We start from the raw sequence: 12,566 nt of genomic DNA, 5'->3' as shown, positions 1-12,566 counted from the left end.
CGGCGACGGTAAGGCAGAAAGAGGACGGCAGATACGAACTCATTTCAGGACACAGACGAAAGCGAGCCTGTGAGCTTGCCGGGTTTGATACGCTCCGTTGTGAAGTTGTTGAGCTGAACCGAGACGAAGCCACGATTTTAATGGTTGAGAGCAACTATCAAAGGTCGCAGATACTTCCCTCTGAAAAAGCATTCGCATATAAAATGAGAAGCGAAGCAATGAAAAGACAGGCAGGCAGACCAAGCAAAGATAATTCATCCCCAGTGGGGATTGATTTACGAGGAAAGCAAAGTCTTGACTTAATGAGCGAAGAATGTGGCGACAGCAGAAATCAGATTCACAGATATATTCGCCTTACCAACCTTGTTCCCGAACTTTTGGATTATGTTGATGAGGGGCGAATTAAAATGCGACCGGCGGTTGAATTGTCTTTTCTCGATGAGGACAGTCAGCGTGATGTGGTTGATGAAATCGACCTGAACGACGCAACCCCGTCCCACGACCAAACAATCCGTATGCGAAAGTTCTTTGAGGAGGGCAAGCTCACAACCGAAGCAATCCAAGCGATTATGTCGGAGGAAAAACCAAACCAAAGGGAGAAAATTGTTTTGAGGGGCGACAGGGTTCGACAGCTTATCCCGAAGAACATTCCCATAAGCCAAACGGAGGATTTTGTGTGCAAGGCGTTGGAGCATTACAACAAGTTTCTGCGAAGCAGAGCCGACCGTGACAGCCGATAGCCTTCCCCCTTTCTCACACTCTAACCCCTATATATACCGGCTATTAACCTGCTGAAAAATATACTCTATCTCCCTTGAGTATATCTATCTCTAATAACATATAGCTGTCTATAAAAGGGTTCGCACATTTGGAGCAAAAGCAAAATGTCTGCTACGATAAAAAGTTCAGCCAATCGCACCTTTGATGTTTTGACCGGTTTTGATTACGATTAAAGCAGAAAGGAGCGATGGATATGAAAAACAGGCTGATACCTTGTGTTCTTGCCTGCCTGATGATTTTCCTCGTAGGTTGTAACGGTAACACAGCCAAAGAAGCTGCACAGGAGATAACGAAAACGGAGACTTCTTTTCCGGCTGGTAATACTGAAACAAATTCTCAGGAAGATACGGCAGAAGAACCGGAAAGCACGGCAGTTCAGGAGGAAACACCGATTACGGCAGAAGAATGCAAATCAACCGCTGAAAGTCAGACGGTTACGACGGTACAGACAAAACCGGCGGAAGAAAAAACGGCTGATACTCCTGCAACCGAAAAGCCAAAGGCAGAGCCACCGAAGCAGACAACCACGCAGGCTGAACCCGAAAAACAACCGGAACAGCCGAAAGAACAGACAACTGCCGAACAAAAGCCGGTTGAAAAGTCGACTGAAAAGCCGGCAGAACCGAAACCGACAGAGCCGCCCAAGCAGACATTCGATGTCAGCCCTTATGTTAGTTACGCAAAAGAGTATGCGGTAAGCATAGGGCTTTCTCTTGACAGCACGGCGACAGAATGTTGGGACAATCCCATATCCGCAAATCCTAACCGAAGCGGTATCAAGTCTGATATTGAAAGCAGACTGAACCGATACAAGAACAGCGAGGGTTTTACCGCTGTGTGGATATGGACAGAAAAGCTATCCGATACGGAGTACAACATCTATATCGGCTACTGCTAAAACAAAATAATTTTAAGCAGACGCACTGAGTAAAATCGGTGCGTTTTTGCATTTCAAGGAGGAAAACGCAATGGTTAAAACAAAATTCAAGAAAGCCGTCTCGCTTATGTTGGCGACGGTTATGAGCCTTACTGCTTTTATGGGCATTGGGGCAACGACAGCCTTTGCAGCCGTAGGAGAAAAAGCCGATGTGTACCTCGTCGATTATCCCCGAAGCGGAGATACCAATAACAACGGCGAATGGGGACACGGCAATCTCAACTATATGAACGGTTGGAAAGGCTTGTCCACGAAATATACGGGACTTCGTGCAATGGGTTCGTATTCGGGTAATATCGCCTACTGTATTGAACCGGGTACAGGTCAGCGGACTGGCGATACTCTTACTGAAAAGGACGAGAACTTCTTCAATAACATCAGCCCGAACGGTACTATTTCCGGCGATGATATTCGCCTGCTTATCGGTCGTATCTTGCAGTACGGATATCGTGGAGGTATTTCGACAAGCTGGAAGTCGCAAAACGAAAGCGACGCAAACTGTATCGCACACGCTTATGCCACTCAGATTTTAATTTGGGAAACGATTGTCGGCGAAAGAGACGCAAGCTTTAATCACGTTTCTACCGGCGGGTATAATGCTGTGCTTGAATGTGTAAGCTCTGCACACCCACTCCGCAGTAAAATCTTGTCGTACTACAACAGTATGGTAACAAGTGTTCAGAATCACACCAAAGTGCCGAGCTTCTGCACAAGGTCAAGCGGTTCTGCAAAGGTAAATGAGCTTGAATGGAACGGAAGTAAGTATGTTGCTACTCTCACCGATACAAACGGTGTGCTTGGCAATTACAACTTCTCGGCAAACATTGACGGTGTTTCTTTCTCCGTCAGCGGAAACAAATTGACTGTTTCGATGGATAAAGCTCCGAGCAAGGAATTTACCATCACAGCCGCAAAAAAGAACGGCGTCCGCAGAGGTGTAGTTGTATGGTCTGATGGTATCCACCAGAATGGCAACGGCATTCAGGATGTGGTCACTTACGCTCAGGAGGTCAGCGACCCTGTCAGCGGCTTTGTCAAAATGAAGGTCAGCTATGGCTCTTGTCAGATTGTAAAGACAAGCGAGGACGGAAAGGTTGACGGTATTCAGTTTACCATCAGCGGTAACGGTGTCAATCAGACTGTAACAACCGCAAACGGCGGCAAATTCCAACTGGATAACCTTATGCCCGGTGTTTACACGGTAACAGAACAGTCTATCGACAAATATGTACCGCAGGAGGTTCACAGAGTTACTGTTGTTGCCGGTCAGGTGGCAAAGGTCAACTTCAATAATGTTCTCAAGAGAGGTAATCTTCAGGTTATCAAATCTTCGGAGGATAATCTGGTCGAGGGTGTAACTTTCCACCTTTACGGAACTTCGCTTGCGGGTATTGCCGTAGATGAATATGCAGTGACAGATAAGAACGGTGTTGCTTCTTTCGATGATGTGCTTATAAGCGGCACTACCCCATACACCATTGAGGAAGTGGATACCGCAATCCGTTATGTTGTGCCTGCAAATCAGACCGCACCGATTAACTGGAAAGAAGTAACCACAAGAAACTTCACGAACATTCTCAAAAAGTTCAGCGTAACCGTAACAAAGAGCGACCGAGAGGAAGGCACACCGCAGGGCGACGCTACCCTTGCCGGAGCAGTTTACGGCATTTATAAGGGCGAAACCCTTGTGGACAAATATGTTACGGATAAGAACGGGCAGTTTACCACAAAGGAATATATCTGTGATGATGACTGGACAATCCGTGAAATCACTCCGTCCGAGGGCTATCTGCTTGATACCACAATTCATAAGGTCGGTGCAGAACCGCAGCTTTATACGGTGGAACACAATCAGACAGCAAATGATGTTACCGAACAGGTTATGAAAGGCAATATCGCCATCATCAAGCATACCGATAACGGAGAAACTCAGATTGAGACACCCGAAAACGGTGCAACCTTTGAAATCTATCTCAAATCTTCCGGCAGCTTTGATTCAGCAGAGGAAGATGAGAGAGATGTAATTGTTTGTGATGAAAACGGCTTCGGTCAGACCAAGGATATGCCTTACGGCGTATATACCGTTCATCAAACCTCCGGTTGGGAGGGGCGTGAGTTAATGGACGACTTCGATGTGTTCATTGCTCAGGACGGACAGACCTACCGCTATCTCATCAACAACGCAAACTTTGAAAGCTATATCAAGGTGGTTAAGGTGGACGCAGAAAGTGGTAAAAACATTCCGTATGCCGGTGCAGGCTTCAAAATCTTTGACCCTGACGGCAATCAGGTAACAATGACCTTCACTTATCCTACTCCGACAACGATTGATACTTTCTACACCGACGCAAACGGACAGCTTGTTACACCGGAGAAACTGGAATACGGCAAGGGATATTCTCTTGTTGAGGTTCAGGCTCCTTACGGATATGTGCTTGACAGCACACCGGTGTACTTTGATGTGGCAGAGGAACATTCTTCCGATGAGGGTGGTATTACTGTGATTAAGGTCGATAAGCCTAATATGGCACAGAAAGGTACTGTCAGCATTGAAAAGACCGGCGAGGTGTTCTCAGGGGTAAATATCTCCGGAGAGGAAAACGCCGATGTGATTTATCAGCCTGTCTATGAAGTGAAAGGTCTTGCAGGTGCGGTTTATGAGATTACCGCAGCAGAAGATATTATCACTCCCGACGGTACACTCCGTTATGCAAAGGGCGAGGTCGTAGATACTGTTACCACAGATGAAAACGGACTTGCCAAGAGTAAGGAGATTTACCTCGGCAGATATACTGTGGTCGAAATCACCGCACCGGAGGGTATGGTTATCAATAAGGAAGCACACGAGGTCGAGCTGACCTACGCAGGTCAGGAAGTTGCCGTAACTGAAACCGCAACCAGCTTCGTAAACGAGAGACAAAAGGTTACGGTAAGTCTTGAAAAGACTATTGAAAAGAACGACATCTTCAACATCGGTAACGGCGATGAAATGAAGAATATCAGCTTCGGACTTTTCGCCGCAGAGGAACTTGTTTCTGCAAGCGGTACTTCTATCCCGGCAGACGGTCTGATTGAGATTATCTCTCTTTCCGAAAACGGTAAGGCTGTTATCAAAACCGAAATTCCTTTCGGAAGCTACTATGTTAAGGAGCTTGCCACCGATGAGCATTATATTCTCTCCGACGCCAAGTATCCGTTCACTTTCAGCTATGCCGGTCAGGATACCGCAAATGTTGAGATTGCAGTCAACGACGGAAAAGCGATTGAGAACAAGCTCATTTACGGTTCTGTTTCCGGTAAGAAGATTACCGAAAACGGCGAAGCACTGGGAGGTGCTGTAATCGGTCTGTTTAAGGCTGATGAAACTGAATTTACAAAAGAAAATGCTTTGATGACTGCTACCTCTGAAAATGACGGTAGCTTTTCTTTTGACAAAGTACCGTATGGAAACTGGCTTGTAAAAGAAATCGAGCAGCCGGAGGGCTTCGTGCTTGATGAAACTTCTTATGAAGTTAAAATCTCCGAGGTCGGTCAGGTCATTGAGGTTGAAATCGTCAATGAGTATGTTCACGGCAATATCAAGTTGACTAAGGTTGATGAAGATTACCCGGACAACAAGCTGACAGGAGCGACCTTTGAGGTTTACAAAGATGTAAACGGCGATGGCAAACTGGACGACGGCGACGAGCTTATCGGTACGCTCAACGAAACTTCTACGGGTATTTACGAGATGAAGGAGCTTCTTTACGGAAAATACCTTGTAAGAGAAACCAAAGCACCGGAAGGCTTTGAACTTGATAAGGGTGTGTACTCTGTTTTCATTGAAAAAGATGAAACCACCTACGAGGTAGAAAACAAAGCCGGCGTCGGCTTTATTAACACGGCAATGAAAGGAAACCTGAAAATCGTTAAGACTTCCTCTGACGATAAAGTTGAAGGTTTCACTTTCAGAGTTACGGGAGTAAACGGTTATGACCGCAGCTTCACGACCGATAAGAACGGTGAAATCATTATCGAGGGACTTCGTATCGGCGATTACACCGTTTCCGAGGTTCAGGATACTGTTTCTGCTTCCTATGTGCTTCCTGCGGATAAGATTGCAACCGTAAAGGTCGGCTCTACTACCGTTGTGGAAATGCACAATGAGCTGAGAGACACACCAAAGACCGGAGATAACAGCAATGTCGGCTTGTGGACTGCACTTGCGGGACTTTCTGCCCTCGGTATTGTCGGCACAGCCGTTGTTGCGTACAGAAAAAAGAAGAAGGAGGACAATGAGTAATGGACGCTAAAACAATCGTAGCAGTTGTATTAGTCGCCTTTATTATCGGCGGCTTTATCTTCTTGCAGATTAAGAACAGAAAGAAATAAGGAACACCAAAGTGGGCGGAGTGAAAACTTCGCCCACCGTTCTTTTACGGAGGTGCATTATGAACAAGCAAAAGACGGTTGACAGCAAGGTGCTTGCAATACTCAGAGAATGCCCCGAAACGAGGTATGACGATATGCAGCTTATCCTTTGCTATTACAACCGATACAGCTATATGAGAGTCGGAGATTTACCGCTTGAGGATATAGTCAACAACTATAAAGGGTACGGCTTGCCGTGCTTTGAGACTATCCGCAGAGCAAGACAGAGAGTGCAATCCCTGTTTCCTGAACTGTCCAGACAGTGCAGTGGCTGCGACTGCGGAAACATCAGAATTGTGATTGAAGTAAGCTGAGGTGTGGATATGAACGAGGAAAAAAGAAAAATCGGTGAATACACCGTTCTCTGCTCGGTCAATGTGGGCGAAAAGGAGGTTATCTTGGCTTCCAATGAGCAAAGCACAAACGGCAATAAGTTTTTGTGCGGCTTTGCGGAGCGAAACGACCTGTTTGAACTGTGTTCGGAATGTATGGTAAGCGATGACTATATCGAAATCGTACACCTTTTCGGTAGCCGTGTGGCAAATGAAGCGGAGCTTTTCAAGGAACAGGTCGAAAAGCTGGATATTCCAATCACACTCATAACGGAAGCCGACTGTATCCCCGACCACTATTCCAAAGACATCAACGGCACAATCATTGCCATTGACCCAAAGGTATTAAAGCCTGAATTTCAGAGAGCCGACAGACAGCTCTACTATGTTACGGGCGGTTTCGGTGCGTCGGCAAACAGCCGTGGAAGTGCTGTGTTCTGCACAAATCTTCACACCGGAAAATCAACCCGATATGAAAGAATGGATGTTATGGGCGAAGTAAAGCCTGAGCGTCTGCCTGAATGGGCAAAGGAAAAGGCACAAGAGCTTTTACACAAGAAGCGAAACAAAGACAAACAACGATAAGGAGGACAAAGCAATGAAGGAAAAATTCACTTTTCAGCAGAAGACAAAGCTTCTGACGAAACTGTTTGACGCAGGCTGCAACACGGAAAAGAAATTGCAGCAGCTTGATATGGAGAGCATTTTGAAAATTCCCGGTATCACTATTCCGGATATGAGCCTGATTATCGAGCTTCAGAAGCAGACCAAAGCCAATAAGCTGTTCTCTTATTTGGGAGGTGGCACTGATGAGCAGTCCGGAACAGAATGACCGCCATATCATTTGGAGCGACATTAGCCTTGACCTTGATGATTGGCGAGAGTCTTTGGAGGAACTGTATCCCGGATATTCCGATGATGAGCTTTACGACATTATGGTAAAATCCAATGCCGAAAATCTTTATGATGAACGAGTAAATCTCAACATTCAGCTTTCACAGCCGATTATCGTTATCGGCGACCTCGGCAGATGGAACGGCAGAGTGTCGGGCTACAAGATGATTGATTCCGGCAACATCAAGGATTGCCTTTATTCCGATACCGATTACACCGAATGGTATGTGGATAAGTACGGAGATCTTCGAGCCGACGCCGTTCATCACGACGGTACAAACCATTATCTATACCGTGTATTCAAAGACGGTGTTACCGATACGCAGATTGAAAATCTGCAAGATAAAATCTACAACGGAAAAGCTACAAGAGCCGACATCACACGAGTTACCAAAAGGCTCGGCGATGACATTGCCGGGGTATATGGCTTTTCTATTCCAAAGCAAAGACAACCAAACGAACAAGCGAGGTGATGAAAATGGATTACAGAGTATTGACCGAAGCAGAGCGTAAATACACCTTCAGCCAAAGTCAGCAGCTCTCTATGCAGACCGGTCTTATCGGATATTTGAGAGCCGACTTCGGTTCTAACGGGAACGAGTTTTGGACGACTTGGAACGATTTCAGAAAGGACTTAAAGACCGACGATTTCAAAAAGGAATTTGACTTGGTGATAAACTCCTACCGTTTCGGGGACGGCGAGTTTTTAAGCGGCAGAAGCACTATGTCAAAATTCTGCTATGAACACCCCGAAAGCAGCTACGAAGATGACCGCAATCATTACGGCGTCCGTGTTGATACCGAGCGATATTCCTACCTTATGCGTTTAAATCCCAACCGTGGAGAGTACAATCTGTACTGCTATTGCTATCAGAAAGAGTGGCTGAACAACCACTTGAAAAATGCCGAGCGTGGTATCCGATTTATTGACCCGCACTATCAGGAGCAGTTTCGCATTACGGACGGAGAAAAAATCTCAATTAAGCTCGGCGATGGCAAAACAATGGAGAGGACTTGCAGATATATTGATGACTACCATTTGGAGGTCGGCACAAATCTCTACCACATCTGCGAATTTGCCGAGCTTTGCGAGAGAAACGGTCATACTGTAGAACCAGCCGCAAAAGAAAACACAAAATCTGCAAAGGACAAAGAAAAAACACGATAAGGAGGTGCAGACGAGGTGGCAAGGAAATTTGACCTAATTTCGGAGCTATACGAAAGAACCTGTTTTGCAGTTACAGACAATCCGGTAAACTGGCAATCGTTTCTGAAAACAGCAGGCAGGAATTTCAGGCTCCGATTTGATGAACAGCTTCTCATTTATGCCCAAAGACCAGACGCAACAGCCGTGCTTGAAATCGAACGATGGAACGGCACTTTCGGTCGCTGGGTAAATCGAGGAGCAAAAGGTATTGCCGTATTTGAGGACGCAGACAGAAGCCGTCAAAGGCTGATTCATTACTTTGATATATCGGACACCCACGAAAGTCGACATTCCCGCCCTGTTCCGATTTGGGAGATGAGACCCGAATATGAAGCAGAAGTTATTGAAACACTTGAAAATACTTTCGGTGCGGTAAACGATACAACGAGTATTGAAAATGTCGTCAAAGAGAGCATTGCCAATGCCGTTGAGGACAACATCGCAGACTATATCTCCGACTTTATGAGTTTGGGTGCAGGAAGCGAAATTGAGTATTTGTCTGCCGACGAAGCAAATGCCTTGTATTTGGAGCTTGTCAGAAACAGCGTATCATATATGGTTATGGCACGATTGGGACTGAACGCAGACAAGGTCTATTCTCCCGATGACTTTGCCGGTATTTCAAGTTTTAATTCACAGGAAGTTCTCAATGCGGTGGGTATTGCTACAAGCGACATTGCAGAAATGGCGTTGCTCCCTGTCAGCAGAACAATCAGCACGCTCAGCAAGGAAAATCGCATAATTGATGAACAGGAGCAATCCGAATACAATAAAGACATCAAAGACGAAAGGAGTCAAAGCGATGAGCGAAATCACATACACGATGGTGGGAGATTACAATCTTCCGAACCTGAAACTGCCGGAGCAGACGGAAGTGACTCTCGGCAGATGGTCGCAGATGAGGAGAACTTATCTGAAGGAACATCACAAAATCCTGTACTACAATCTTCTGACGAAAGGGATTCTGAACAGTCACTTGGCGGAGGTTCAGCAGAGAGCCAGCGAACTGGAGGAAACTCTCGTGAAGCAGATGGCACAGAAAGCCGGGCTGACGGAGCAGATGAAAGCGGAAGATATGATGAAGTGGGTTCGCCTGATGAACAACATCAGGAACTCGGCACAGGAAATCGTGAAGAATCAGGTAATATTCGCTTAGAGTATTACGACAGAAACCACGAGGACAAGAGCCTGCCGTTTTTCGGTGGCGATGATACTATCCGAGAGATACTCGGTACTACCCCGCATTTGTCCGCTTCAAAGGAAGAAATCAAAGATTTCTATGAGAGAAATACGGACAATGCGACCCGTACCGAATATATCAAGGGTATCTTCAACAACGATTACACCCGGCTTACTTTAAGCGACGGCAGGCTTGTGGGCTACAAAACATTTCAGAATGTCCTCCACTTGTGGGAGGGCGAATACGAAAACAGAACCGCTCAGAGCTTCTACGACTGGGGCGTTATCGCTCAGCATTTTGAAGCAATGAGACTTTTGAGAGAATTGACCGATACAATGAAACCGCTTCCGTCGATGGACGGTCAGTTGACTCTCATAATGGGCAATCAGGCAGAGGTACAAAAAACCTCTGCCTTTACTTTTTCTCAGGAAATCATAGACGCTGTACTGACCCGTGGAAGCGGAGTTTCCGAGGGTAAAATGCGTATCTATGAGCAGTTTGAAAAGAGCCTTTCCGCAAAAGAGAACGCCGACTTCTTGAAAAACGAATACGGTTGGGGCGGCTCTTACCCTGTCATCATCGGTGCAGGCATTGACGAACAGCACGACGGAAAAGGTATCACAATTTCAAAAGGTATCGGAAGTGACAAGCCGCACATTACGCTTTCTTGGTCTCAGGTGGAAAAGCGTATCGGAGACCTTATCCGTATGGACAGATACCTAAACCCAAAGGAAAAAGAAAAGTACCCTGAATGGCTTGAAAAGCAGGAAGAACGGCGAGCCGAGCTTGCAGAGCAGAGAAAAAACCGTGAGATACTCTCTACCGCACCGCCTGAGCCTGAAAACAAAGAGGTCGAACCGGAAGCAAAGTATGAATATCATCTCGGCGACAGCGTGTATATCGGGGCTTCGCAGTATGAGATTTTGTCCTTTGATGAAAACCGTGTAATGCTCTATGACTTAGATATGCCCCTATTCAACAAGGAGCTTTCAAGGGAAGAATTTGACCGAAAAGTGCGTGAAAATCCAATGAACGACCACTTGAAGGTCAGTGTATTACCGGCAGAAGAAAAAGCCGTTACAGGCGAAAACGAAGCTCAAAACGATACCGAAACCGTACAGGATTTCAGTTCGAAAACCGGTTATGACGACGCCTTCTTTATCGACCGGGACAATGAAAGCGTAGCTTGGATGTACTATAACCCCGACAGCAATGCCGGAGGTCAGTATGTTACAAATACGCTTTCTTTTGACGAGATACAGCAAGCTGCAAGGGAGTATGACTCGGCTGAGGATTTCTTTGATTATCTCGGCAGTATTGCAAATCAGGAGCTTGCCGATGTAGGTACGGAATGGTTTGTGGATGCAAACCGAGAATTTCACAGGACACCGGATTTGACCGACTGTACCTCCGCCACAATGAAAGCACTCATTAAAAACGCTGAAAGAACTGATATGGTGGCAACGAACATCGGAAATGTACCGATTGAGGATTACAGAGAAATCGTTGCTACTCAAAACGGTTTTGACAGTTATGAGGAAATGTATAACGAGGGTGTTCGTATCGGCAACGGTTACGACAAAGAGCCTGAACCGATTGTACCCGCTTGGGAGCAAAAGAAAAAGTCAAAGGTAAAGAGCTTTGACCTCCACCCGGATATTCCTATGTCCGAGCGACACAATTTTGACCTTGCCAATAATCAGGTTGAAGAAGTCAATAAAAAAGAGCGTTTTCACAGAAACTATGCAGCGATTAAGGTCTTGAAGGATTGTCAAAACGAAAACCGCTTTGCCACACCTGACGAGCAGAAAATCTTGTCGAGATATGTCGGTTGGGGCGGTATTCCCGAAGCCTTTGACGAACGAGCGGGAGCTTGGCATACAGAGTATGCAATGCTGAAAAATATCCTGACGCCGGAGGAATATGCGTCGGCAAGAGAAAGCACACTGACTGCATTTTACACTCCGCCCGAAGTATCAACTGCCATTTACAAGGTGTTGGAACAGATGGGATTTCAGGAGGGCAACCTGCTTGAGCCGTCTTGCGGTATCGGTAACTTCATCGGTATGCTGCCTAAGTCAATGGAAAACGCAAAGGTTTACGGCGTGGAGCTTGATACCATTTCAGCCGGTATCGCTCAGCAGCTTTATCAGAAATCTTCTATTGCGGCACAGGGGTTTGAGGAAGTGAATGTTCCTGACAGCTTCTTTGACGGCGTTATCGGCAATGTGCCTTTCGGGGATTTCAAAGTCTCCGACAAACGATACGACAAGTACAACTTTTTAATCCACGATTATTTCTTTGCGAAATCGCTTGATAAGTTACGCCCCTGCGGTGTGATGGCTCTTGTGACAAGTAAAGGAACTATGGACAAGGAAAACTCCAATGTGCGTAAATATATCGCACAGAGGGCGGAGCTTCTCGGAGCAATCAGACTTCCGAATAACACCTTCAAAGGCAATGCCGGAACAGAGGTTGTATCCGATATTCTGTTCCTGCAAAAGCGAGACAGGCTCATTGATATTGTGCCGGATTGGGTTCATCTTGATACCGACGAAAACGGTATAAGGATGAACTCATATTTTGTTCAGCACCCGGAAATGATACTCGGCGAAATGAAAATGGTAAGCGGTCGCTTCGGTCCGGAAGCAACCTGTGAGCCGTTTGAAAATGCCGACCTTTCGGAACTTTTGAACGAAGCAGCATCAAACATTCACGGAGAAATCTCCGAATACGAAGTTGCCGATGAACTGGAGGAAGAAGATAATTCTATCCCGGCAGACCCTACGGTAAGGAACTTCTCTTACACGGTTTTGGACGATAAAA

General features: G+C 46.1%; 10 protein-coding genes. All 10 read left to right on the top strand.

Annotated elements, in window-relative coordinates; genetic code table 11:
• On the top strand, nucleotides 1-740 hold a 740-nt coding region (locus tag ACLU24_RS13645; protein WP_412613225.1), incomplete at its 5' end, for a ParB/RepB/Spo0J family partition protein.
• Between the two features lie 233 nt (nucleotides 741-973).
• A complete protein-coding gene (locus ACLU24_RS13640) occupies nucleotides 974-1,678 on the top strand; it encodes a prolipoprotein diacylglyceryl transferase (RefSeq protein ID WP_148336114.1) in 705 nt (234 codons plus the stop codon).
• A 70-nt stretch (nucleotides 1,679-1,748) separates the two neighbouring features.
• Entirely contained in the window at nucleotides 1,749-5,999 is a 4,251-nt protein-coding gene (locus ACLU24_RS13635; protein WP_412613224.1) for a SpaA isopeptide-forming pilin-related protein, read from the top strand.
• A gap of 148 nt (nucleotides 6,000-6,147) precedes the next feature.
• The gene (locus tag ACLU24_RS13630; RefSeq protein WP_003525240.1) at nucleotides 6,148-6,441 is read left to right on the top strand and encodes an exodeoxyribonuclease VII small subunit; all 294 of its coding nucleotides are present in this window, start codon (nucleotides 6,148-6,150) and stop codon (nucleotides 6,439-6,441) included.
• A 9-nt stretch (nucleotides 6,442-6,450) separates the two neighbouring features.
• Nucleotides 6,451-7,044 (top strand): hypothetical protein, encoded by a 594-nt coding sequence (locus ACLU24_RS13625; protein WP_412613222.1) that lies wholly within the window; start codon nucleotides 6,451-6,453, stop codon nucleotides 7,042-7,044.
• A 13-nt stretch (nucleotides 7,045-7,057) separates the two neighbouring features.
• On the top strand, nucleotides 7,058-7,291 hold the full coding sequence (locus tag ACLU24_RS13620; RefSeq protein WP_014635905.1) for a hypothetical protein: 234 nt from the start codon (nucleotides 7,058-7,060) through the stop codon (nucleotides 7,289-7,291).
• On the top strand, nucleotides 7,269-7,826 hold the full coding sequence (locus ACLU24_RS13615) for a hypothetical protein (RefSeq protein WP_148336117.1): 558 nt from the start codon (nucleotides 7,269-7,271) through the stop codon (nucleotides 7,824-7,826). Before ACLU24_RS13620 ends, ACLU24_RS13615 begins: the two co-directional genes overlap by 23 nt.
• A gap of 5 nt (nucleotides 7,827-7,831) precedes the next feature.
• Nucleotides 7,832-8,521 (top strand): hypothetical protein, encoded by a 690-nt coding sequence (locus ACLU24_RS13610; RefSeq protein WP_148336118.1) that lies wholly within the window; start codon nucleotides 7,832-7,834, stop codon nucleotides 8,519-8,521.
• Between the two features lie 784 nt (nucleotides 8,522-9,305).
• Complete coding sequence (locus tag ACLU24_RS13605) at nucleotides 9,306-9,716, top strand: TnpV protein (protein WP_308167039.1); 411 nt, start codon at nucleotides 9,306-9,308, stop codon at nucleotides 9,714-9,716.
• A partial coding sequence (locus tag ACLU24_RS13600; RefSeq protein ID WP_412613226.1) for an N-6 DNA methylase occupies nucleotides 9,644-12,566 on the top strand: 2,923 nt, incomplete at its 3' end. The genes ACLU24_RS13605 and ACLU24_RS13600, both read left to right, overlap by 73 nt.

Origin of the sequence: Pseudoruminococcus sp., from assembly GCF_047012705.1 — a bacterium.
Taxonomy (GTDB): Bacteria; Bacillota; Clostridia; order Oscillospirales; family Acutalibacteraceae; genus Pseudoruminococcus.
This window is presented reverse-complemented; position numbering and strand designations above follow the sequence as displayed.